17 protein-coding genes are annotated in these 24,558 nt (G+C 63.4%); 7 read left to right on the forward strand and 10 right to left on the reverse strand.

The features are described 5' to 3' along the window. The first annotated feature begins 189 nt into the window (after positions 1-189). Both clpB and ACWIKC_RS03120 read left to right on the forward strand, forming a co-directional pair. A complete protein-coding gene (gene clpB / locus ACWIKC_RS03115; protein ID WP_454598670.1) occupies positions 190-2,769 on the forward strand; it encodes an ATP-dependent chaperone ClpB in 2,580 nt (859 codons plus the stop codon). A gap of 395 nt (positions 2,770-3,164) precedes the next feature. Further along, positions 3,165-6,503 carry a TonB-dependent receptor domain-containing protein gene (locus tag ACWIKC_RS03120; protein ID WP_454598671.1) on the forward strand — a complete coding sequence of 1,113 codons (3,339 nt, stop codon included), beginning with the start codon at positions 3,165-3,167 and terminating at the stop codon, positions 6,501-6,503. Between the two features lie 270 nt (positions 6,504-6,773). Here the strand turns inward: ACWIKC_RS03120 and ACWIKC_RS03125 are convergent, their stop codons facing one another. Then, positions 6,774-7,298 carry a hypothetical protein gene (locus ACWIKC_RS03125; protein ID WP_454598672.1) on the reverse strand — a complete coding sequence of 175 codons (525 nt, stop codon included), beginning with the start codon at positions 7,296-7,298 and terminating at the stop codon, positions 6,774-6,776. A 179-nt stretch (positions 7,299-7,477) separates the two neighbouring features. Here ACWIKC_RS03125 and ACWIKC_RS03130 point away from each other — a divergent pair, with 179 nt between their 5' ends. Continuing rightward, positions 7,478-10,597, forward strand: a complete 3,120-nt coding sequence (locus ACWIKC_RS03130; RefSeq protein ID WP_454598673.1) for a TonB-dependent receptor domain-containing protein — start codon at positions 7,478-7,480, stop codon at positions 10,595-10,597. Positions 10,598-10,746: 149 nt separating this feature from the next. Here ACWIKC_RS03130 and ACWIKC_RS03135 read toward each other — a convergent pair whose 3' ends face one another. From ACWIKC_RS03135 to ACWIKC_RS03145, 3 genes are read right to left on the reverse strand one after another with little or no spacing between them, the layout of a single operon-like run. Then, positions 10,747-11,667 carry a class I SAM-dependent methyltransferase gene (locus ACWIKC_RS03135; protein WP_454598674.1) on the reverse strand — a complete coding sequence of 307 codons (921 nt, stop codon included), beginning with the start codon at positions 11,665-11,667 and terminating at the stop codon, positions 10,747-10,749. Continuing rightward, a complete protein-coding gene (locus ACWIKC_RS03140) occupies positions 11,664-13,358 on the reverse strand; it encodes a tetratricopeptide repeat protein (protein ID WP_454598675.1) in 1,695 nt (564 codons plus the stop codon). The genes ACWIKC_RS03135 and ACWIKC_RS03140 overlap by 4 nt, the downstream gene beginning before the upstream one ends. Then, positions 13,355-14,095 (reverse strand): 2OG-Fe(II) oxygenase, encoded by a 741-nt coding sequence (locus tag ACWIKC_RS03145; RefSeq protein WP_454598676.1) that lies wholly within the window; start codon positions 14,093-14,095, stop codon positions 13,355-13,357. Before ACWIKC_RS03145 ends, ACWIKC_RS03140 begins: the two co-directional genes overlap by 4 nt. A 141-nt stretch (positions 14,096-14,236) precedes the next feature. On the opposite strand from ACWIKC_RS03145, the gene ACWIKC_RS03150 reads away from it, so the two are divergent. The 4 genes from ACWIKC_RS03150 to ACWIKC_RS03165 all read left to right on the forward strand — a co-directional run bounded on the left by ACWIKC_RS03150 (position 14,237) and on the right by ACWIKC_RS03165 (position 17,785). Next, complete coding sequence (locus ACWIKC_RS03150; protein WP_454598677.1) at positions 14,237-15,409, forward strand: acetyl-CoA C-acetyltransferase; 1,173 nt, start codon at positions 14,237-14,239, stop codon at positions 15,407-15,409. Between the two features lie 109 nt (positions 15,410-15,518). Then, positions 15,519-16,304 carry an SDR family NAD(P)-dependent oxidoreductase gene (locus ACWIKC_RS03155; RefSeq protein WP_454598678.1) on the forward strand — a complete coding sequence of 262 codons (786 nt, stop codon included), beginning with the start codon at positions 15,519-15,521 and terminating at the stop codon, positions 16,302-16,304. Between the two features lie 85 nt (positions 16,305-16,389). After that, complete coding sequence (locus tag ACWIKC_RS03160; RefSeq protein ID WP_454598679.1) at positions 16,390-17,262, forward strand: crotonase/enoyl-CoA hydratase family protein; 873 nt, start codon at positions 16,390-16,392, stop codon at positions 17,260-17,262. A 52-nt stretch (positions 17,263-17,314) separates the two neighbouring features. After that, positions 17,315-17,785 (forward strand): MarR family winged helix-turn-helix transcriptional regulator, encoded by a 471-nt coding sequence (locus ACWIKC_RS03165; RefSeq protein ID WP_454598680.1) that lies wholly within the window; start codon positions 17,315-17,317, stop codon positions 17,783-17,785. Between the two features lie 42 nt (positions 17,786-17,827). On the opposite strand, the gene ACWIKC_RS03170 is transcribed toward ACWIKC_RS03165, so the two are convergent. From ACWIKC_RS03170 to cpaB, 6 genes are all read right to left on the reverse strand, one after another. Beyond that, on the reverse strand, positions 17,828-18,826 hold the full coding sequence (locus ACWIKC_RS03170; RefSeq protein WP_454598681.1) for a type II secretion system F family protein: 999 nt from the start codon (positions 18,824-18,826) through the stop codon (positions 17,828-17,830). Between the two features lie 17 nt (positions 18,827-18,843). Further along, positions 18,844-19,815, reverse strand: a complete 972-nt coding sequence (locus ACWIKC_RS03175) for a type II secretion system F family protein (RefSeq protein WP_454598682.1) — start codon at positions 19,813-19,815, stop codon at positions 18,844-18,846. A 78-nt stretch (positions 19,816-19,893) separates the two neighbouring features. After that, positions 19,894-21,189: a pilus assembly protein CpaE gene (locus tag ACWIKC_RS03180; RefSeq protein WP_454598683.1), complete on the reverse strand. Its 1,296-nt coding sequence runs from the start codon at positions 21,187-21,189 to the stop codon at positions 19,894-19,896. Positions 21,190-21,192: 3 nt separating this feature from the next. After that, on the reverse strand, positions 21,193-21,837 hold the full coding sequence (locus ACWIKC_RS03185; protein WP_454598684.1) for a CpaD family pilus assembly protein: 645 nt from the start codon (positions 21,835-21,837) through the stop codon (positions 21,193-21,195). Positions 21,838-21,851: 14 nt separating this feature from the next. Continuing rightward, positions 21,852-23,423 carry a type II and III secretion system protein family protein gene (locus tag ACWIKC_RS03190; RefSeq protein ID WP_454598685.1) on the reverse strand — a complete coding sequence of 524 codons (1,572 nt, stop codon included), beginning with the start codon at positions 23,421-23,423 and terminating at the stop codon, positions 21,852-21,854. 89 nt (positions 23,424-23,512) lie between these two features. Beyond that, complete coding sequence (gene cpaB, locus ACWIKC_RS03195; RefSeq protein WP_454598686.1) at positions 23,513-24,547, reverse strand: Flp pilus assembly protein CpaB; 1,035 nt, start codon at positions 24,545-24,547, stop codon at positions 23,513-23,515. Positions 24,548-24,558: the final 11 nt, after the last annotated feature.

A 24,558-nucleotide genomic window follows, 5' to 3' on the forward strand; every position in this document is an offset into this window, starting at 1 on the left:
TAGCCGCCTCGCGCCCGGGGACAAGCCTGCAAGCGAAGAAAATTTGTGAAGAGCCCCCTGTCCCCGCCGGCAAGCACCCCTATGTTCGGGTAACACACTGCGAGCATATGCTGGTATGTGGTCAGAGTGGCCTTGTGTTGCGGAATGGCAACACCATATCCGCATAGTCATCCATAGAGGGGCAGCTCAATGAATCTGGAAAAATTCACCGATCGCGCGAAGGGCTTTCTCCAAGCCGCGCAGACCGTCGCGATCCGCATGAACCACCAGCGGATTTCGCCCGCCCACCTGCTCAAGGCGATGATCGAGGATGCTGAAGGCATGGCTTCCGGGCTGATCGCCCGCGCCGGCGGCAACCCACGCATGGTCGAGGACGAGATCGACGCCGCGCTGGCCAAGGTCCCCGCAGTGTCCGGCAGCGGCGCGCAACAGACCCCGGGGCTCGACAACGACGCCGTGCGCGTGCTCGACCAGGCCGAGCAGGTCGCCGAGAAATCGGGCGACGCCTATGTCACCGTAGAACGGCTGCTGGTGGCACTTTCGCTCGCCAGCACCACATCCGCGGGCCAGGCGCTCAAGGCGGCGGATCTCGACCCGGTCAAGCTCGAGGCGGCCATTTCCGAACTGCGGGGCGGGCGGCGGGCCAATTCGGCCAGCGCCGAGGAATCCTACGACGCGATGGAGAAATACGCCCGCGATCTCACCCAGGCGGCGCGCGACGGCAAGCTCGACCCGGTGATCGGCCGCGACGAGGAAATCCGCCGCACCGTCCAGATTCTCGCCCGCCGGACCAAGAACAATCCCGCGCTGATCGGCGAACCCGGCACCGGCAAGACCGCCATCGCCGAAGGGCTGGCGTTGCGGATTGCCAATGGCGATGTGCCGGACAGCCTCAAGGGCCGCACGCTGATGAGCCTCGACATGGGCTCGCTGATCGCCGGTGCGAAATATCGCGGCGAGTTCGAGGAGCGGCTCAAGGCGGTGCTCGACGAGGTCAAGCGCGCCGACGGCCAGATCATCCTCTTCATCGACGAGATGCACACGCTGATCGGGGCTGGGGCAAGCGAGGGCTCGATGGACGCTTCCAACCTGCTCAAGCCCGCGCTCAGCCGCGGCGAGCTGCATTGCATCGGGGCGACCACGCTCGACGAATATCAGAAATACGTCGAGAAGGACCCGGCGCTGCAACGCCGCTTCCAGTCGGTCTATATCGACGAGCCGAGCGTGGAGGACACCATATCCATCCTGCGTGGCATCAAGGACAAGTACGAACTGCACCACGGCGTCCGGATCACCGATGGTGCCATCGTGGCGGCGGCGCAGCTGTCCAACCGCTACATCCAGAACCGCTTCCTCCCCGACAAGGCCATCGACCTGATGGACGAGGCTGCGAGCCGGATTCGCATGGAAATGGAGAGCAAGCCCGAGGAGATAGAGGGGCTCGACCGCCGGATCATCCAGCTCAAGATCGAGGAGCAGGCGCTCCAGAAGGAGAGCGATCGCGCCTCGAAGGACCGGCTGGAGGCTTTGCGCAAGGAGCTTGCCGAGCTCGAACAGCGATCGAGCGAGCTGACCACGCGCTGGCAGAACGAGCGCGACAAGATCCACGCCGAAAGCCGGCTCAAGGAAGAGCTGGACGCGGCGCGGATCGAGCTGGAGCAAGCGCAGCGCGGCGGCGATCTCGCCAAGGCGGGCGAGCTGTCATATGGGCGCATCCCCGAACTGGAGAAACAGATCGAGGAAGCCGCCGGCCATACCGAAAACGCGCTGCTGCGCGAGGAAGTGACCGAGGAAGATATCGCCGGCGTCGTCAGCCGCTGGACCGGCATCCCGGTCGACCGGATGCTCGAGGGCGAGCGCGAGAAGCTGCTGCAGATGGAAGAACTGCTCGGCAAGCGGGTGATCGGCCAGCGCCAGGCGATCGACGCGGTTTCCAAGGCCGTGCGGCGCGCGCGGGCGGGTCTGCAGGACCCCAACCGCCCGCTCGGCAGCTTCCTGTTCCTGGGCCCGACGGGTGTGGGCAAGACCGAGCTGACCAAGGCGCTTGCCACCTTCCTGTTCGACGACGACGACGCGATGGTCCGCATCGACATGAGCGAATATATGGAAAAGCACGCGGTCGCGCGGCTGATCGGTGCGCCTCCGGGCTATGTCGGTTACGAAGAGGGCGGGGTGCTCACCGAGGCGGTGCGGCGCCGGCCCTATCAGGTGGTGCTGTTCGACGAGGTCGAGAAGGCGCACAGCGACGTGTTCAACGTGCTGCTGCAGGTACTCGACGACGGACGCCTGACCGACGGGCAGGGGCGGCGAGTCGATTTCTCGAACACGCTGATCATCCTGACCTCAAACCTGGGCAGCCAGTTCCTCGCCAATATGGATGACGACCAGAAGGTCGAGGATGTCGAGCCGCAGGTAATGGATGTGGTGCGCGGCCATTTCCGTCCCGAATTCCTCAACCGGCTGGACGAGATCATCCTGTTCCACCGGCTGGGCATGGAACACATGGCGCCGATCGTGGAAATCCAGGTCGGGCGGGTGCAGAAATTGCTCGCCGATCGCAAGATCACGCTCGAACTGACCGATGCGGCGCTGCGCTGGCTGGGGCGGGTCGGCTACGATCCGGTCTATGGCGCGAGGCCTCTGAAACGTGCGGTGCAACGCTATGTGCAGGACCCGCTGGCGGACAGGCTCCTCAAGGGCGAAGTGCCCGACGGCTCGACGGTGCAGATCGACGAGGGCGATGGAGAACTGCGGATGGAGATCGTTTGAAGCAACGATGCAGCCTTTTTGCCCCTTCTGCGTTACAGTTGATTACAATTGTTACAAATGTGTGATTCTGGCCACAGCCACACCAAAACTCGCTTCGGCGCTTTGACAAGGCGTCCTGCCTATTGCAGTTAACTCCTCATCGAAGGGGCTGGAAGTCTACAGCATCAACATTTCGGAACCTGTCGTTGGGGAAACGGCAGGTTCGATTGCGGACTGTTGAAGGGTGTGGGGGTCGCCAGACCCAGTTGTCGTGACTGGAGTTCTCAATGAAAAAATTGCACCGGAATTCACTCAAGGGCCTTGCGGTTTCCGCCTCGGTTCTCGCCCTGATCTCCGCAGCGCCCGCATGGGCCCAGGCTGCGCAAGCGGGCGAATGCCCCACCGGCCAGGAAGAAGTGGATGGCGATTGCGTCACCCAGGGTCCGGATGGCGTCACGAACAATGCCCCGCTGCAGAGCGAAGTGGTCGATGTTACCGACACCGGGGCCACCGGCCAGCGGAACGAGGGCGCGATCGTCGTGACCGGTTCGCGTATTCAGCGCGATGACACCTACAGCAGCATTTCGCCGCTTCAGATCCTCCAGACCGAGACGCTCCAGGACACCGGCCAGTTCGATGCTGCATCGATCCTTCAGCAGAGCGAATCGGCTGCCGGCACTCAGATCGACGCAACTTTCCAGGGCTTCGTGCTGAACAACGGCCCGGGTTCGCAGACGCTCGACCTTCGCGGTCTCGGTGCCGACCGGACGCTGCTTCTGGTGAATGGTCGCCGCCTTGCTCCGGCAGGTGTCGAAGGTGCGCCGACCAACCCGTCGATCAACCTCATTCCTTCTTCGCTGGTCGCTCGCTACGACCTCCTGCTGGACGGCGCATCGTCGGTTTACGGCTCCGACGCTATCGCCGGTGTGGGCAATATCGTCCTGCGCAGGGATATCGATGGTCTCGAACTGTTCGCCAGCGGCAACCTCAACGAACAGGGCGCCGGCAACGATTTCCAGATCAGCGGTGCATACGGCAAGTTCGGTAGCAACTGGAGCTTCGGTATCGGCGCGGAATATGCGCGCCGCGACGAAGTACGGATCCGCGATCGCGATTTCCTCGCCGGGTGCAATACGCATTACGAAATCACCGATTCGGGCCAGATTCGCACACTCGGCATTTCCGATGACGCGAACACCCGCTCCGACAGCGGTGGTGCGATCGGCGAAGTGACCACGCCTTGTACGATCGATGCCGCAGCACGCCGTATCATCCCCAATAGCCCGCTCTTCTTCAGCTCGATCTATTATGACGAGAGGGTCTTTGGGAGCACCGGCGTGGCCGGCAACACCGGCATTCCGAACTTCTCCGACGCGTTCGACGCCTTCGGCAACCCGGTCGATCGCGATGGCGACGGCCTGCTCGACGTCGATTTCTCGCAGGTCACGCGCAACGGCACCGATCTCGAGCCGTCGTTCATCTCCCCGCAGGATCTCTACAACGTGATGGCCTATGGCGAATACACGTTCGATGGTGAATGGGGTATCACGCCTTATTTCGAGGCGAATTACAGCCGTGCGGAAGTGAGTGCACGCGGCACCGCACCGCAGCTGTTCCCCTACGTTCCGGGCAGCAATCCCTTCAATCCGTGTAACATCGCCAACAACGATTGTGGCGCCCTGAACAACACTTTCGATGGCCTCAACACTTTCCAAGGCGGTGCATTCCGCCGTCCGGTCGGTCGTTCCTACACGGTTCGTCCGGTCGTCAGCGTCGTCGGCGATCGCAGCTTCGTCGAAACGGTGCAGGAGCAGTATCGCGGCGTCTTCGGCATCCGCGGTGACCTGCCGTTCATCAACTTCGGCCCGGGCAACGACTGGACCTTCGACGTCTCGGGTGTTTATTCGCGTTCGGAGGGTACCTCCTCGCGTATCGGTATCCGTAACGACCGCCTCGCGCTTGCGCTCGGCATGGATCCGACGGTTTCGGCTCCGACTGGTCGCGCCACTCCGGTGGTTCTCGCCGGTGGCCCTTGCGCCACCAGCGGCTTCTTTGATCCGTCGGCGCTCCAGCCGGACGTGATTAATGGTTGTGTGCCGGTCAACCTGTTCGCACCGAGCCTCTATCAGACCGCAGTCGGCGATTTCGCCACCCAGGCAGAGCGGGATTATCTGTTCGACTCGCGCGACTTCGACACGACTTACGAACAGACGGTCCTGTCGGCCTTTTTCCAGGGCAGCATTTTCGAACTCCCCGGCGGCACCGCAAAGATGGTGCTCGGTGCGGAGTATCGGAACGACACGCTGAATTCGCAACCCGATCTGGTTGCCTCGGAAGGCCTGTTCTTCGGTTTCTTCGCCGACCAGGGCGCACAGGGCAGCAAGAACATTTACGAAGTCTTCGGCGAAATCGATCTCCCGCTGATGAGCGGGCAGACGCTGGTCGAAGATCTGCGGGTGAACGTGTCCGGTCGTCTGACCGAAGACGAGTTCTACGGTACGAACGGGACCTACTCGGCCAAGCTCGGCTGGCGTCCGATCCAACAGCTTCTCCTGAAGTTCTCGTACGGTACCTCGTTCCGCTCGCCGAACCTGCGCGAACTGTTCCTGGCCGGTCAGTCGGGCTTCGGCGGGGTTACCGACCCCTGCGCGGTGCCGACAAACGCCTATGCGCCACTTGCTGGCGGGTACAACGCGGCCAACGATACTCGTGATGCCTTCGTTCTGGACAATTGTCGTCGTGAAGGTCGTGACCCGACCTTGGTCGGTACCGATGGTGCAACCACCGTTCAGGTTCCGAGCGTGGAGATCACCTCGGGCGGCAGCTTCGACCTCGATCCCGAAACGTCTCGGTCGATCACCACCGGTTTCTCCTTCGGTGAAAGCCTTGGTCCGATCGATTTCGATTTCAACTTCAACTACTACGATATCAAGGTCAAAGGTGCCATTGCGGAACCCACGGGCCAGTTCATCGTCAACCAGTGCTACCTGCGCGACGATGGCCAACGCTCCAATTTCTGCGATTTCATCGAGTTCGATACCGACCCGCTTTCGCGCCGACTGATCACGGACGTCTTTGCCGGCTTCGTGAACATCAACGAGGAATCGGTGCGTGGTATCGACCTCAACACGAACATCTCCACCGACCTGGCCCTCTTCGGGAAGGACATCCGCCTGGGGCTCAACGTTCGTGCAAATCACCTGATCCAGCGTGATTCGGTCTTCCTGACCGATATCGGTGAGCCGACCACAGACGAAGATGCCGGCGAGTTCGGCTTCCCGTCCTGGACCGGTCGGGGAACATTCTCGGCGCAAGTCGACAATGTCACCTTGACCTGGTCGACCCGCTACATCGGCTCGACCGAACAGCAGGAAGACGGCATCGATCCGCTTTCCGATGCCTTCGGTCGTGGTCCGGATGGCCAGCCGACCGGGTTCATCGGCAACACCTGCCTCGGTAACGGTTCGGGCAGCAACGACCCGACTACCGGCGCGTTCATTCCCGATGGCGTGGTGGCAGGCGATGGTGTTTTCTGTCGCGATATCGGCTTTGCAGACGAGTATTTCGTCAGCAGCGCGTCGGTCCGCGTCGAATTCGACCGGTTCAGCGTTCGGATGGGTGTCTCGAACATCTTCAACGAGAACCCGCCGCTGATCGATACCAACGAAGTGTTCGGAATTTCGAATATTCCGATCGGCAACGGCTACGATCTCGACGGTCGTGAATACTTCGCCTCGCTCAGCTTCGCGTTCTAAGTCGGTTCATCTCGAACCGACGATGACAGCAGGCGGCCCCGTACTTAACGTACGGGGCCGCTTTGCATTTTAGCGCAGCGCTCCTGCGTCGGCGTCGTAAACGAGCATCGGAGAGGCTTCTTCACCAAGTTGCTCGGCTTCCTCGCGAATGATCACGGCTCCGGTGGCCACCAGGCTTCAGTCCGAACAACAAAAACCCCCGCGGCCATGGATGGACGCGGGGGGCTTCGTTCCCTCAACTCGATTGCGGCGCTTCGCGCGCCGACCGACCTATTCGACCCGGCGCCCCTTGACCCCGTTCTGACCGGCGATGCGGATGAAGTAGGAGCCGAGCGCCGCTCTCTTGAACACCACCGCATCGCCGACCCGCGGCGGCCGCAGCCGCATGGGCACGTTGCTCATTTGCCATTTGCTGCCCTCGGTAATGGCGATGACGTAGGTATCCCCGCGGAGCCTTCGGACATCAGTGATCGTGGATTCCAGCATCGAGCTATCGTCCTCGTCGTCATTGCTGCCGAAAATACCGCCCTCGGGCATGGTGAAGCCGAACAGGCTGCGCCGGGTTTCGCGCACATCCTCGCGATCGACGATGCTGACCTCGCCACTGTCGGTGGCCGCGACCATCGCGGAGACCGCCTCATCGAAACAGGCGAGCCGCTGCGTCTCCACGGCGATAACTCGGCATGCCTTGAGTTGCGCGATATAATCGGACGAAGGGGCCGAACTGGTGTCGGAATCCTGCGCCGACACTGCCGATGCGCCGGCGAGTGCGGCAAGTGCCAGTGAAAGACCCAAGCCGCGACCCCAACGGCCTCCGGCGCGGTCCGCGAGGTCTAAACTGCGAGCAACGTAGTTGGTTACGGACATCTGACGTCTTCCCTGGGCTGCTAATTCCGCTCCTAAGGGCGGTTTCAGAGCCCGCGAGTCAACTGTAACTCCAATGTCACACCGGTGAAGTTCCGGCGGTTGCAGGTGTGACTTCCATTGCTGCGACCGCCCGGAATGCCTTAGACCGCAGCCATTCGGATCAGAGTCCGGAAAAATTTCTTATAAATGGGAGGCGGTGGTCGCTTCCCGTTACAAAGGGGATAGCAATGTCTTATCGCTTCACGAAGGCCTCGCTGCTCACGGGCACGATCATGGCTGGTGCCATGTTCGCCGCTCCGCTGCACGCGCAGACCGCCACCAACAACACCGACGATGCCACCGACCAGGAGCCCGCGCTCCAGGCCACTTCCGATCAAGTCGGCGCGCCGATTGTCGTGACCGGTTCGCGCATTGCGCGCCGCAACGTCGAGACCGCCGCTCCCGTTGCCGTCATCGGCGACGAGGAATTCCAGCTTTCGGGCACGGTGAACGTCGAGAACGTCATCAACACCCTGCCGCAGGTCGTCCCCGGCACCTCGTCCTTCTCGAACAACCCGGGTAACGGCACCGCGACGCTCAACCTGCGCGGCCTCGGCGTCAACCGCAACCTGGTGCTGGTCAACGGTCGTCGCTGGATGTTCTTCGATGTGAACCAGTCGGTCGATCTCAACACGATCCCCTCGTTCCTGATCGATTCGGTCGATGTCGTAACCGGCGGTGCTTCTGCCGTTTACGGTTCGGACGCGATCGCCGGCGTCGTCAACTTCCGCCTTCGTCAGGTCGAGGGCGTCGAGCTGGGCGGCCAGTACTCCATCACCGAGGAAGGCGATGGCGAAAGCTACGAACTGCACGGCGCGATCGGCACGTCCTTCGCCGATGGCCGCGGCAGCGCCACGGTCTTCGCCGAGTATTTCAACCGCTCGTCGATCTTCCAGGGCGACCGCGACTTTTCGCGCTTCGCGCTTGGCGGCGAGTCGTCCGGTGCTCCGTTGCAGCAGTTCGGTTCGTCGACCCCGCCCGAGGGCCGGGTGAACTTCCCCGGCACGGTCACCGTGCGTAACGCGGGTGGTGGCTTGCCGGCATTGAGCGCCCCGATTGCTCAGGGCCTCATCTTCGACGATGCGTTCTTCGCCACAGCTGGATCGCCGCGTGCGCGGACCGGTGCGGATGCCTACAACTATGCTCCGGCAAACTACCTGCAGATTCCGCAAGAGCGTTATCTGATGGGCGGCTACGCCGATTACGACATCGGCGGTGGGCACAAGTTCTACACCGAAGTCGCTTACGTGAACAATCGCGTGCAGCAGGAACTGGCGGCGACGCCCGTAACCGGTACGTTCAACGTCAACATCAACACGGTGGCTCCGTTCCTGAGCGCCGCGGCTGTTGCCGAACTTCGCACGATCGACCAGCGTGAAGCCGCTGCCAGTGCCGCGCGCGTTGCAAACGGCCTGTCGCCGCTTTCGACCGCCCAGCTGGGTGTGGTTTCGACCTTCATCCAGCGTCGCACTACGGACAGCGGATCGCGCAATTCGCTCGACGAGCGGAATGCGTTCCGCATCCTCGGCGGTGCAACCGGCCCGATTGGCGACTACCTCCAGTACGATGCATATTATATGTACGCTCGCACCCGGAACGCCAACGTCCAGGAAGGCAACATCTCGCGCTCGAAGTTCCAGGCCGGCCTCGACGGCACCGGAACTGCGATCAACATCTTCGGTGCCAACACGCTGACACCGGCGATGGTCGATGCAATCTCGATCCGCGCCCAGAACGGCGACATCTCGACGCTCGAAGTCGTGAATGCCGCGGTTTCGGGTACGTTCGGCGATTTCGCGCTCGGCACCGCCGAACCGATCGGTTTCGCCGTCGGTACCGAGTATCGCAAGGTGGGGTCGGAATTCCTGCCCGATACCGCGCTGGCTTCGGGTGACGTTATCGGCTTCAACGCCGGACGTCCGACCGAAGGCGGATACGACGTGAAGGAAGCGTTTGGCGAACTCAACGTCCCGATCGAATTCGGTTCGGCACGTCTCGAGATCAACGGCGCGGCTCGTTACTCCGACTACTCGCTCGAAACCGTCGGTGACGTCTTCACTTACGCTGGTGGCATCCAGTTCGCGCCCATCCCGGACGTGACCTTCCGCGCTCAGTATCAGCGTGCCATCCGTGCGCCCAACGTTGCCGAGCTGTTCGGTGGCCAGGCGATCGGTTTCCCCGGTGCGACCGATCCATGTGCGACCTCGGCGGCTACCTCGGGTACCTTGCGGACGCTGTGTCTGGCGAACGGTGTCGATCCGGGCCTGATCGGAAACCCGGCGATCCAGCTGAACACGCAGATTCCTGCGACGTTCGGCGGAAATACCAATCTGCAGGAGGAAACCTCCAACAGCTTCACCGCTGGTGTGGTCTTGCAGCCGAGTTTCATCCCCGGCTTCACGTTGACGGCGGATTACTTCAACATCGAAATCGAAGATGCCATCAGCACGATCTCGCTGCAGCAGAGCTTCGATCTGTGTTTCCGCCAGGTGCAGGACCAGAACTCCTCGATTTGTAATCCGTTCTTCGCCGGAGGCCCGATCCGTGAAAACAGCGTGATCACCACGCTCAATCCTCCGGCCCTCGGTGGACAGAATATCGCTACCCTCACGGTTTCGGGTGTCGATCTCGAGATGGCCTACAACAGCTCGATCCCGTTCTCGCTCTTCACCGACACCGGCGAACAGCGCGTGAACCTGTCGTTCCTCGGTACCTGGACGGAAGAATCTTCTTTCGAAGCGTTCCCGGGTGCGGTCGTGGTTGATTGTGCTGGCCTGTTTGGCTTGACCTGCGGTCAGCCGACACCGGAGTTCAAGTGGACCAGCCGTGCCTCGTTCATCGATGGCCCGGTGACGACTTCGATCGCCTGGCGTCATCTCAGCTCGGTTCAGGACGACGATGTTGGTACCAATTACACCGCTCTCGGCGGTGCCAATTCGATCGACAGCTACGATCTCATCGATCTCTCGTTCGGGTTCGACGTCTACGAGAACTTCAGCATGAACCTGGGTGTGAACAACCTGTTCGACACTCTGCCCGACGCCCCGGTTTTCGGTGCGAATGGCGTGGTCACCAGCCGCGGCAACTCGCTGCTGCTGGGCGACAACCAGGAGCAGGCCAACACCTACCCGAGCACCTACGACGTGCTGGGTCGCCGGTTCTTCGTGTCGGGCACGTTCAAGTTCTAGGAACGCGCTTGCCGCAAGGCGAAAGAATGGAGGGCGGTGGACTTCGGTCCGCCGCCCTTTTTCTATGCTGGCTGGCTGAGAATGGAGTTGCGGGGTGCCGATAGCCCCAACGCAAAGCGAGCCAACGGCGGCTCCCCGGCGGTGATCGTCTAGGAAAAGGCTAGGAAATCGCCGAAGGCGCGACCGGAGGGCTCGCAAACATTCGAGCTTGTCTGCAATCCAAGTCCCGCGGCGGCAAAGGCGGCGACCAGCCGTTCGCGATCGTCTGCCGTGGCGCAAGCCCGGGCCAGCGAGTCGATCCGACCGATTTCATTGTGCGCCTGACGCTCGATCGATGAGAGCGTGGCGAGCATCGACGGGACGCCGGACTGCCTGCCCATTATCAGCGTCCTGCGGACGGCTTCGGGAATTTCCCAGCCGGGCGAGTGTTGCCCGAAGCGCTGTTCACCCTCGCGCGTCGCCTCGGCAGCAGCATCGAGCGCAAGCTGCAGTCCGCCCGGCCCCATGGTGAGCGCCGAACGCGCGCGTCCGATCGCCGAAATGTCGTCCAGCGCCCATGAGATCGCTTCCGCGCGGCTGCGGTTGTGTTCGAGGATCGGTCCGTCGCCGCGATGGACCAGCAGACCGATCCTGCCGCCCGGGCGCAAGACCCTCGCAATTTCGATGGCCGCCGCTTCGACATCGCCATATTCGAAGCCGAATTGGCTGGTCACCGCATGGAACTGGGCGTCCGGAAAGGGAAGCGCCTCCATCGCAACGCCGCTGCGGACTTTCGTTCCGCGCGGGGCAGGCGGAAGCTGTGGAGCGAGGTCGGCACCGGTGAGCTTGAGATCGCGCCGTCGCGCCAGCATCCATTTGAGAACCCGGCCATCGCCAGTGGCCAGGTCGAGCAGGCGCGCCGACTTGGGCAGTTTCGCGATGAAGCCGAACCAGACTGCTTTTTGCGCGTCCTCGATCGCCGCCCATTGGTCAGGCAGGCAACCGCCCCCGGTCGGCGTGCCACCGGCGCCGGCGTTGTTGGCCCAGAACTCTGTCCAGGGGCTGTCGTCGGGTTGGCTGCTGCTGGTCATGGCGTCTGCCCTGCCACGGGAACGACGTCGAAGGCCACCGTCATCCGCTCCGCATCCCCGAAGGGCGTGGTCCCGTGATAGAGCGTGCTGGGAAACAGGGCGAGATAGCCCGGTTCGGGCCGGATGGTTGCAAGCGGCGCGAGGTCGCGGCGAAGATCGGGCGGAGGACGACCGATTTCGAGCCAGCCACGCTGCTGCTCGCCCTGCGCATCCTCGGGCACGATCAGGTACAACGCGGACGAGAGGATGCCCTGGGGGTGGATATGCGCGGTATGGTAATCGCCGCCGCCGGTCAGCCGCACCGACCAGGATCCGGCAAGCCGCAGGGGCGCATCGGCATGGCGCAGCAGCGGGTGCGTCTCGTCCACCGCGGGAAGCCCTGCCTGGTAATCTCCGATCGTTTCGAGAATCGCCGCACGCAGTTCGGCCAGCACCTGCTCGGTCCGATCGAACAGAATGCCACGGGTCTGCGTCCCCCCACGCAGAGATTGTCCGAGCGGGAGTGGTGAATTGGCGTGTAACTCGCGCAATTTGGCCACGACCCTGCCTAGCAGATCGTCGCTTCCGCCGAGCGGCAGGCGTTGGACCAGTCCTTCCTGGCCATGCAGCCATTCGACGCGCGGATCTTCGATCAGTCGCCAGACTACACCGCGAAGGGCCCAGGCAGCAATGCTCCAGGGTTCGTGTTCCAACGCCCGTTGCAGCAGCCTATCGGCTCGCTCGAATTCGCCGGACCGGATATGATGGCGCGCTTCCTGGACCCAGCGCTGCGGCTCGTCGAGCGCGAGCCCGGCGAAGATCGCCCCGGCACGCTCGTCATCGCCAGCCGAACCCGCGTGCACCGCTTCGAGCAGGGCAAAGCCGGGCTGCTGCGGGAAGCGCGTACGCGCTTCGGCGGCGACCTCCGCGGCCTCGGTCGCGAAATCGAGCCCCGCCAGCGTCTCGGCATGAGCATAGGGGATATTCGGGTCGGCGGGATGACGGCGCGCCGCTTCGTGGTAGTGACCGGTAAAATCGCCTTCCCCGGCGGCCAGTTTCAGCTGTGCGAGAAACTTCAAGCCGTCGAGCCAGCCGGGCGCCTGCGCGGTGACCTGTTCCATGATCTGCCGCGCTGCCGTGCTGTGGCCCGCGACATCGAGCGCCTGCGCCTTGCCAAGCCACAAATCCGGCTCGCCCGGATTGAGCGCCAGCGCGATGTCGAAGCGCGCCTCGGCACCGGTTTCGCCACGTTCGATCGCGACGCGCGCGCGACCATGCAGCCCGCGCGGATGCTGCGGTTCGAGGGCGAGACAGCGGTCATAGGACCGCGCTGCATCGTCCATCCGCCGCGCCGCGCGCGCCGCATTGCCGCGCGCGGACCAGTAGCGCGGCAGAGCCTGAGCCTGGCTTTCGATCTCGGCCAGAAGGTCGCACGCTTCCTCGTGCCGCTCGAGCCTGCCGAGCGCGATGGCGCGGTTGATGGCAAATTCCGGATTATCGGGAGCGAGCGAATTAGCGCGGGCGAACAGCGTCTCGGCATCCGCGGCATCGCCGACCCGCAGAGTCAGTGAGCCGGCGTCGTTATGGAGATCGGCGTTATCGGGCCATTGCGCCAGGCCTTGACCGATGACGGTGCGGGCCTGCGCCGGATCGCCATTGCGCTCCGCTCCGATCGCGCGCTCGTGCCATTGCTGCGGCGTCAGCTGGTTCACCGGTCGCGCAGCCACCCGGTGATCGCATAACGCCCGATCGGCGCGAATGGCGGCACATAGGTGACCGCGTGGCTTTGCGGGACGGCAAAGAGGTTGAGCGCGTTGAAGCGGGGCCGGAAGCCTTCGATGATATCGCCATCCTCGTCGAGGAAAGTGAGATAGCCGCCCCAGTCGGGATGCCAGTCCTCGCGCGCGAGATTGAGCACATAGGCGACGCGCCAGCCTTCGGCGACATGGCTGTCGATATGGCGACCGAGATAATGCTGGGCGGCATAGAAGGTCGCCTGTCCGTCGGCGCGGACGAGTTCGGGAATACCGGTCACCTCGCGCACGAGATCGAGGAAGTCCGGCGCGTTGAGATATTCCAGCAGCAATTCATACGGACCGCCCGGGTCCCACCCCTGGTTGAGCGCTTCGACGATGGGGTAATGCGCGTAGCGGAAGCCGTAATCGCCGCGCGCGCTCGCCTCGTGCGCCTGCTGACCGAGGCGGTTGGCCTTCTCGACCCCGGCCTGCGTCGCCAGCTCGGCATTGCTGATCGATTGCGGCGGGGTATCGGCGGAATCGCCGCCGCGCATCGCCACGCTCCAGCGGGTCGCCTGCAGGATGGACTGGATCTCGCGCGCGGTCTCGGGCGTCAGCACATCGCGAATTTGTACGCGGGTCCGATCGGCAAAGCGGCGAGCGAGAGCAGGGCGGTCGAGCCCGGGGTTAATTTCGAAGAGCGCTTTTTCCATGGTGCGCGCCCGCTTTTGCCTTGCACCACCGGCCTTGGCAAGCCGCTGCGCGGGTCTCACGGTGCAGCGGCTTGACCACTTTCGCCTCGCACCTTACGCAATCGAAAAACAAGTAGCAGATCGAAACCGGAGAGAGCCGCAATGCCAGAAGCCTATATCGTCGAAGCCGTCCGCACCGCCGGGGGTAAGCGGGGAGGCCGGCTCGCCGGCGTCCATCCCGTCGACCTGGCTGCCCGATCGCTCGACGCGATCATCGAGCGCAGCGGAATCGATCCCAAGGCCATCGACGATGTGATCATGGGCTGCGTCAGCCAGGGCGGCGAGCAGGCGATGCAGGTCGGGCGCAACGCGGTGCTGGCGACCAAGCATCTGGGGGAGGGCACGCCGGCCGTTACCATCGACCGCCAGTGTGGTTCGAGCCAGCAGGCGATCCAGTTCGCCGCGCAGGCGGTGATGAGCGGAACGCAGGATTGCGTCATCGCTGCGGGTGTCGAGAGCATGAGCCGCGTGCCGATGGGCTCGACCGCGATGTTCCACATGAAGGAAGGGCTGGGGAACTATAAATCCCCCGGCCTCGAAGAGAAATACCCCGGCATCCAGTGGTCGCAATTCAAGGGCGCCGAAATGATCGCCGAGAAGTACGGCTTGTCGAAGGACGATCTCGACAATTTCGCGCTCCAAAGCCACCTCAAGGCGGCAAAGGCCACCGAAGCGGGTGCTTTCCAGAAGGAAATCGTCCCCATCGCGATCGAGACCGCCGAGGGCGACGCCTGGCACACGGTCGACGAGGGCATCCGCTTCGATGCCACGCTCGAAGGCATCCAGTCGGTCAAGAAACTGTCCGAAGACGGCAAGATCACCGCCGCCTCCAGCAGCCAGATCTGCGACGGATCGAGCGCGGTGCTGGTGGTGTCCGAACGGATGCTGAAGGAGCATGGGCTCACCCCGCTGGCGAAAATCCGCAACCTCACCGTAACGGCGGGCGATCCGGTGATCATGCTGGAAGAGCCGCTGTTCGCCACCGACCGTGCGCTGGAACGCGCGGGGATGAAGATCGAGGATATCGATCTCTACGAGGTCAACGAGGCCTTCGCTCCCGTTCCGCTGGCATGGCTAAAGCATACCGGTGCCGATCCCGAGCGGCTCAACGTCCATGGCGGCGCGATCGCGCTCGGCCACCCGCTGGGGGCCAGCGGCACCAAGCTGATGGCCACGCTGGTCCACGCGCTGCGCCGCAACGGCAAGAAATTCGGTCTGCAGACGATGTGCGAAGGCGGCGGCGTCGCCAATGTGACGATCATCGAGATCGTCTAGCTGAAGTCGTCACCTCGGCGGGAGTCGAGGCCGCAGCTGCGAGCAGACAAGTTATTGCATCAGGTCCCGGCATGGGCTGGGACGACATTCAGATATCAGGAGAGAACAAATGGAAGTTTCTGCCAATACCCCCGCAGTCGTCACCGGCGGCGCCTCGGGCCTCGGGGCGGCCACCGCCCGCGCCATTGCGGCCAAGGGCGGCAAGGTCGCCATTTTCGACATGAACGAGGAGAAGGGCACCGCTCTTGCCCAGGAACTCGGCGGCGTGTTCTGCAAGGTCAACGTCACCAGCGACGAGGAAGTCGACGCCGGTTTCGCCAAGGCACGCGAAGCGCATGGCCAAGAGCGGATCCTAGTCAATTGCGCCGGTATCGGCAATGCGATCAAGACCGTCAGCCGCGACAAGCAGTCGGGCGAGATCAAGATATTCCCGATCTCGGCCTTCGATTTCGTGATCCAGGTCAATTTGATCGGCACTTTTCGCTGCATCGCCAAGTCTGCTGCCGGGATGATCACGCTCGAGCCGCTGAGCGAGGATGGTGATCGCGGTGCCATCGTCAACACCGCTTCGGTTGCAGCCGAGGACGGCCAGATGGGCCAGGCCGCCTATTCGGCTTCCAAGGGCGGGGTCGTCGGCATGACCCTGCCGATCGCGCGCGACTTGATGCGCGAAGGCATCCGGGTCAACACGATCCTGCCGGGCATTTTCAACACCCCGCTGATGAACGCCGCACCCCCGCAGGTGAAGGAAGCGCTGGCGGCCAGCGTTCCGTTTCCCAAGCGGCTCGGCAATCCCGAGGAATACGCCAAGCTCGCGATGTGCATGATCGAGACCGGCTATTTCAATGGCGAGGATGTCCGCCTCGACGGGGCGATCCGGATGGCGCCGCGCTAGGCACCAGACAGACGAGAGGGCGGCTCGCGGGCCGCCCTTTTCATATGGGCCTTTCGATTGGGCCTAGTGAATGGAGAGGATGGACATGGCCGACTACACGCAGATCAAGCTCGACATCGCCGATGGCATCGCCACGCTGACCCTGCATCGCCCGGAAAAGATGAACGCCTTCACGCGGGTGATGATGGACGAGATTATCCAGGCGATCGATGCGACCGATGCCGACGACAGCGTGCGCGCGGTGATCTTTACCGGGCATGGCGACCGCGCCTTCTGCGCCGGGGCCGACCTTACGCCCGATGGCGGCGGCCACGTCTTCTCCGATCCCAACCCGGTCGAGGATCTCTCGGACGAGCGAGTGCGCGATGGCGGCGGGCGGTTGGTGCTGCGGCTGTTCAATTCGAAGAAGCCGCTGATCTCGGCATGCAACGGGGTCGCGGTGGGTGTCGGTGCCACCATGCAACTGCCGATGGATATCCGTCTTGCCGCCGACGATGCTCGGTTCGGCTTCGTCTTCGCCCGCCGCGGGATCACCCCCGAAGCCGCGTCGAGCTGGTTCCTGCCGCGGCTGGTGGGCATGCAGACCGCGCTCGAATGGTGCATGACCGGGCGGATATTTTCCGCGCAGGAAGCCATGGACCGCGGGCTGGTCCGCTCGCTCCACCCTCGCGCGGACCTGATGGATGCGGCGCGCACGATCGCTCGCGAGATCGCCGACAACACCTCGGCAGTATCGGTCGCGATGACCCGCGCCATGCTGTGGCGGCTGTCGGCGACCGAGCACCCGATGATGGCGCACCGGATCGACAGTCGGGCGATCTACCGGCTCAGCCGCAGCGAGGATGCCAAGGAGGGGATCGCGAGCTTCCTCGAGAAGCGCCAACCCGCCTATCCCGACACGGTCGGCGCGGATATGCCCGACTTCTATCCCTGGTGGGACGAGCCCACCTATAAGTAGTTGCGGTTGAAACGGTCTTGCCAAGCCGGGCAGGAGGACTAGTGTTCGAGCCATGTCGAAACGCCAGCCTGCCCAACGCCTTGCGGACTTCCTGCCCTATCAATTGTCGATCGCGTCCAATGCGGTATCGACGCGCATTGCCGAGCAATATCGCCGGCGCTTTGCGCTGCGGACCACCGAATGGCGGATCATGGCGGTGCTGGGCGACAGCGGGCCGCTGACCCAGCGCCAGCTCACCCAGCTCACGCTGATGGACAAGGTGCCCGTGAGCCGTGCCTGCAAGGAGCTCGAGCAACGCGGGCTGGCCGAGCGAACTCCAAACGAGGCCGACGGCCGCTCGCATCTGTTGCAGCTGACCACCGAGGGACGTGGGGTCCACGCCGGCATCATGCCGCTGGCGAAGAAAATCGAGGCCGAACTGTTTTCCGTCCTCGACGAGACCGAACGCGACCAATTGCGCAACATGCTGGTGCGGCTGCGCGAAGCGGCGGGGGATTTCGACGCCGAAAGCCTGGTGGGCTAGAACACCCTCCAGGCTTTCTGGTTTCAACGCCCGATTGTCGGATCAGATGCCGCCGGAGAAAGCGTCGGCGATCGAACAGGCTGCCGGGCCGAGAATGACGATGAACAGCACCGGCAGGATGAACAGGATCAACGGGATGGTCATGATCGCGGGCAGGCGCGCCGCCTTTTCCTCGGCGCGCATCATCCGCGAGTTGCGGAACTCGGCCGAGAGCACGCGCAGCGCCGAGGCGAGCGGGGTGCCGTATTTTTCGGTCTGCACCATGGTCGTCACCACGCCCTTGATGTCTTCCAGATCGACGCGATAGGCGAGATTGTTGAAAGCTTTTCGGCGTTCGTTGAGAAAGGAAAGCTCGATCGCGGTCAGCGCGAATTCGTCGCCCAGCTCGGGATAGGCGCGACCCAGTTCCTTGGCCACGCGGTTGAAGGCGGCATCGACGGTCAGACCTGCTTCGGCACAGATCACCAGCAGGTCGAGCGCATCCGGCAGACCCTTGCGCATTGCGTCGGTCCGTTTGCTTGTCAGATTCTTGAGATAGATCTCGGGACCCTTGTAGCCCAGGCCGACCGCAGCGGTAAGCGCGGCGAGCTTCTTCATGTCGCCCCATTCTGGGAAGCTGTTCAGCAGATAGACGTAGAGGAACACCAGCCCGCCCAGAACCAGCGGCATCGCGAGACGCAGGCCGATGATGAGGACTGCCAATTCCTTGTTGCGAAAGCCGGCGTGGGCCAGCTTCTGCTGGATGTCCTCGATCTGGCTCTGCTGCAGCACCTTCATGCTGTCGAGCGTGTCCTTCACCCGGTCGGTGGTGTCCGAATTGCGGACCAGCTTCTGCCGCTTCTTGGCGTTGTTGGTGACGATCCCTGCCTTGAGTTCGTCGCGTCGCGCATTCAGCGCCTTGACCCGTCGGGCCATCGGGTCCCGGATCGTCACTGCGGTGTAGATCGCGAAGATCACGGCAAAGGCGGCGATCCCTGCAAGGATCGAGCCGACCACGATGACGTCGAAGCCGAGAAGCGTGGGGCCGGCGGGCGTGTTCATTGTTTGCTCTCCGTCCCTTAGATTTCGAAGCTGACCATCTTGGCCATGATGAAGACCCCGATGCCCATCCACACCATCCCGCCGAGGCCGGCCACGATCAGGCGATCTTCGGTGAAGAAGCCGCCGACATATTCGGGGTTGATCCACCAGATCATGCCGAAAACGATGAAGGGCAGGGCGCCGACGATATAGGCCGAGGCCTTGGACTCCGAGCTCATCGCGCGGATCTTGAGCTTCATCTGCCCGCGCTTGCGCAACACGTCGGAGAGGTTCGACAGCGTTTCCGCCAGATTGCCGCCGGTCTCGCGCTGGATGGCCAGGGTGATGCAGAAGAAGTTGAATTCCGGAATACCGAGACGGTCGGCGGTAACTTGCAGCGCCTCTTCCATGGTCCGACCGATCTTGATGCGCTCGACGATGGATTTGAATTCCTCGCCAACCGGGCCGGACACTTCCTGCGCGACAACGGCCAGCGTCTCCGTGACCGGAAGGCCCGAGCGCAGGCCGCGCACGAGCAGTTCGATGGCGTCGGGAAATTTGGCGTTGAACTGGTTGGTGCGCTTCTTGACGAAATGGCCGACCAGCATGTGCGGTATGCCCGCACCGAAGAGCACGCCCACGCCCAGTGCCAGGGGCAGAGCCCCCGACCGCAGGTACAGGATCACCGTGATGGCCAGCGTCAGTCCGAGCGAAGCGTAGGCGTATTGACTGAGGCTCCAGCCTTTGCCCGTCCGGTCCAGCCGGATCGCCAGCGCTTCGATGCGAGAAGTCGAGCCTGCGACCTTCTGCAGCTTTGGCTTGCGCGCCGCGATCGCCTTCTTGAACTGCGATTCCACCTTGGTGTCGGTGCTCTCCGAATGACGGAAACGCACCTGCTGAAGCCGACGTTGGCCGGCCTTGGCCGGGGAGGGGCCCGAGAGCATCGCATAGCCGAGCACCAGCATCCCGAGGGTGCCGGCTATGACCAGCAGGAACTGGATCGTGCTCATGTTGCGTCTCCGATCATCGTCATTCCATCATGCGCCTATGGGCAGGAAGCGAGCGAAGCCCGCTTTCACCGCCTGACGTCAGTCCGCGGTTGCTGCAACCAGGGAGGCGGGCTTGGGCTTCTTGGCCAGCAGCGATTTCAGATCGAAGCTGCCAAGCAGCGATTTCTTGGCGGGGTCGATATCGTCTTCGCCCTGTTCCTCGATACCGCTGATGATGCGTTCGCCGAGCGATTTGATCGCCGAGGCAGCCTTGCTCTGGCCATTCGCTTCGATGAACGGCTGACCCAGCTTGGCGGCGGTGGCAGCACCCTTCTGATCGAAGGGGACGGTGAAATCGATCTTGCGCTCGATCGAGGCCTCGAAATCGGATTTGCTGATTTCGGCGGTGCCGGATTGGACCTTGTTGGCGACGACGATCGGCACGGCGTGGCTGGCATTGGTCTTGAGCCAGGACAGCAGCCGGATCGAATCGCGCGCCGAGGCGAGCGTCATCTCGGTCGCCAGCACCACGATGTTCACATCGTTCAGCAGATGCGGAAAATTGATCAGCATGTTGCGCGGGAGGTCGATGACCGTCATCTCGAATGCCTGGCGGAATTCTTCCTCGAGTTGGAGGAAGGCCGCGCCGTCGGTCATCAGCGGCGAATTGATCGGCGCCTCCGCCGAAAGGATGGCGAGATTGTCGTGCGCCCGGATCATGGCGCGTTCGATGAACAGGCCGTCGATCCGGCTGGGATTGTCGATCGCGTCGGTCAGACCGCGGCCCGGCTCCAGATCCAGCGCCAGCGCCCCGGTGCCGAAATGGATGTCGAGATCGAGCAGGGCGGTGGAAAGGTGCTTGTTCGAAGCGAAGTACCAGCTGAGCGAGGTCGCCAGCGTCGAGGCTCCGACGCCGCCACGGGTGCCCACGATCGCAGTGGAGACGTGGCTCTTGACCGCTTCGACTTCGCCGGTGCGCGGAGCGCTGAATACCGTCTGCGCCTGGTTGAGCGAGTCGCGCAGCGCGGTCGCCGACAATGGCTTGAGCAGGTAGTCGTGAATTCCGCTCGCGAGCAGGTCGCGGTAGAGCCGCACGTCGTTGACCTGCCCGATGGCGATCACGACGGTACCCGGTTCGCAAACCTCGGCGAGCGAGTTGATATCGTTGAGGGGATCCCCGCTTTCCGACAGGTCGACCAGCAGGATGTTGGGGCTGGCGCTGACCGAAAGTGACTGGATGGCGTTGCGAAGGCCGCCCTTGTTGCACTTCTCCGGCGCCCAGCCGAGTTCGATGACAACGGGACGCAGAACGTCGAGCGCGTTCTCGTCGCAGATATAGGCGGCGAAGGGATCGCGATTGTTTCCGGGCATGCCTGATTTCCAAGGTGCGTTCATGGCTTATTCCCCTCCGGTATCGACTTCGGCGAGACCGCCGACACCGGTCGGTTCGGCAGCTCGGTAGGCATCGATCGCCTTGGTCGAAGTGGTCACGACGGTCTCGCCGGTACCCGTCTGGCCCGCGATCAGATCTTCCGGATTGGCGACCATGGCGGCGAGGTTCGAATTCACGCCGCAGCCGAAGCCGGGGTAGGTCGCGTTACCGTAATTCGCACTGCTTTTGGCCGACCAGTCCGGACAGCCTGGGACCGAAGCCGTGGAGCGGGTGATCACCACGCGGGCCTGGCCCGGCGCGACATAGCCCTCGGTCACCGGCGAGCCTTCGGCCAGCAGCAGTCCGTAGCGCCCGGCGAGCGCAGAAACCGCTTCGCGCGTTGCGACGGAATTGACCGGATCGTCGATCGAGATGCGATCGCCATAGCGCAGGTCCATCGCTTCGAACCAACCGGCCAGCCGCTGCTGTTCGGTGATGGGCAAGCCGCCCTGCGGAGCGTCGATGTCGAGCGTGTAATTGGCGCGTTCGACCACCGGCTGCTTGATGCTGTAAAGCGAGCGGTTGTCCGCCATGCCGCCGCACCCGGCGAGCGCGACGCCAAGTGAAAGGGCGATGGCCCCGGCGATCTTGCGATTGAAACTGGTACGCATGGGTCTAGGTCCCCTCACTTGAAGCTGAAGCCGGGAGCGGCGGCGAGGTCGCCATCACGTTCCTGGCGGCGCGGAGTTGCGGGTTGGGTCGCGGCCTGCGCATCGGGTGCCCGCAGCACCTGCGGCGCGACTGGAATGGCGTCGGAAACCGTCGGGCCGGGGCGGCTTGCGCCCGAAACTCCGTCGTTCTCGTAATAGCCGATCACGCTCTGTGCCGTGTTGGGCGACTGATACCCGTCGGTCGGCAGCGCGATGCGATTGCCGTCGATCGGCTTGACCAGATAGGGCGTAACCACGATGACCAGTTCGGTTTCGCCGCGGCGGAAATTGGTCGAGCGAAACAGATTGCCCAGGATCGGCACGTCACCGAGACCAGGGGCCTTTTCGATCGAATTCTGCGCATTGGTGGATAGCAGTCCGGCGATCATGAAGCTCTGCCCGGATCCCAGTTCCACCGTCGTTTCCGCACGACGGGTAATGAGGGCGGGGACCTGGATGCCCCCGAAATTGACCGCACCCTGAGTGGACAATTCGGAAACTTCCGGGCGGACCCGGATCGAGATCCGTCCATTGGCCAGTACCGTCGGCGTATAGGCCAGGCTGACGCCATAATTCTTGTATTCGATCGTCGTGGTGCCCAGCCCCTGGGCAATCGGGATCGGGAATTCGCCGCCGGCAAGGAATTCGGCGGTTTCACCGGACAAGGCCGTCAGGTTGGGCTGCGAAAGCGTCGTGACCAGGCCCTGCGTTTCGGCAAGGTCGAGCGCCGCGCCGATGTCGAGACCAAGCAACTGACCGGCAAAACCGAGCGTCGATCCGATATCGGCACCGGGGATGCTGGTCCCGGGGAGCTGTTGCACCGCACCGGTGACGGGATTGAAGACCTGATCGGTAACCGTCACCCCGACCCCCAGCGAGCGACCAGGTGCCAGGACACTGGGCTTGCTGCCATTGGCGACGCCGAACTGGAAGCCGCCGGTGCTGTCTATACTGGCCAGATTGGCCCCGAGCGTCCGTACGAGCGAACGGCTGACTTCGGCAAAGCGGACCTGAAGGTTCACTTGCAGCGGGGTCGCCATCCGCAACCGGCTGATGACATTGGTTTCTTCGCCAACGAAGGCCTCGACCAGCATCTGTGCTTCGGCGGCGTCTTCGGGCGCAGCGACGGTGCCGGTCAGGAGCACCGTGTTGGAGCCCATCGTTGCGACCGCGATCTTCGCTTCGGGCATCGCAAGCGCGAGCATCTGGTCGATGCTGCCGATGTTTGAGCCGACGCGGACATTGGCCGACCAGATGATGTCGCCCGCCGCATTGCTGGCATAGATCGTGGTCTCACCTCCGGCGCGTCCGAAGACGTAGAGCTGGCGCTGCGATTTCACCTGTACGTCGGCGATAGTATCGTCCGCGACGAAGATATCCGCCATGCTGCCGGGCACGTTGATAAGCTCGCCCTTGCCGATCGAGATGACGATGCTCTGCGATGGCCGGACCGAGCTCTGCGCCGTGGCGACGGTCGTCGGAATGCTGGCCAGCGGCGCGAGCGCCAGGCTGGCGAGCAGCATTTTTGCAGTGAGACGAGGTTTCATTGATTTAAGCCCCCTGATGGCTTCGATTGGGTCGGCCGCGGTCGTTGCCAGCGTCACCGTTTTATCCCGTTGTGTCCGAAACTTGCCGATCATCGTGTTTTCCCGATCGGCACTTCGGTCGTTTCCTGCCCGCGGGTGACGCGAACGACCGGCCCGCGCGGAACGGTACGGGTCTCGGCTGCGGGCACCGGAGCGCCCGGTCCGGCCTGCGGCATATCCATGTTGCGGTCGGCGGTTTGCGGCGCGGTCTGCGGCGGAACCGAGGAACGCTGGAAGCGTGAGACGTCGCCGCCGGTGGCGAAGGAGCCACGCGCATCATTGGGCCGTGCCATTGCTTCGCGCAGCAGCTTCTCTTCCTCTGCGGGCGTGGCGTCGTCGGGGATGACGATATCGCCGCGAGCGAGGACCTGCTCGAGCTCGCTCTGGCTGTCCGCCAGCGAGCGCAGCGACAGGCTGAGCTGGCCGATCGTTTCGGCAACCGCGATCTTTTCCGCGATCTTGGGCGTCACCTCGAGCGTAACGGTCCGGGTGTCTTTGACGACCGTCTTTCCTTCGACCACTTCCTGCGTGGTCGACTGGTCGGTCGCGAGAACGCGAAGGTTACGCAAGATGGTTTCCGAGGCGTTCAGCGGCTGTCCCTGAGCCCCGTTGACAGTCTGGGTCAGCACGATGTCGACCCGGTCGCCCGGGAAGACGAAGCCGGCGACGCCGGTCTTGGCAGATACGGGTACGGTCACGGCGCGCATGCCCGGACCGAGCGCGGCGGCGAGGAAGCCACTGTCGCCGGGGCTCACGAGAGAGCCTTGCGTCACGGGCTGGCCTGCGGTGATCGGAAGGCGCACCACCGTGCCCAGCAATTTGGTCATGTCGGATTCGCCTTCGACGAAATAGGCGTCGGCGACCATTTCACCCGGCCACGACTGGAAACCGATGGCATCGGCGGTGATGATCGTGCCGACCGGCAGCGCGCGTTGCGCAACCAGAACCTTGGGACCCTGTGGGACGACCTGAGCCGCTTCGACCTGCGGCGCTGCGGCGCCCGCGAACATGCTCCGTGCGATCAATGCCGTTCCGATCGCAATGACCAGCGCGCCGAACAGCAGAACCAGCTTCTTCCTATCCATGGCTTTACAAG

This window comes from Qipengyuania sp. SM2507 (assembly GCF_053714505.1).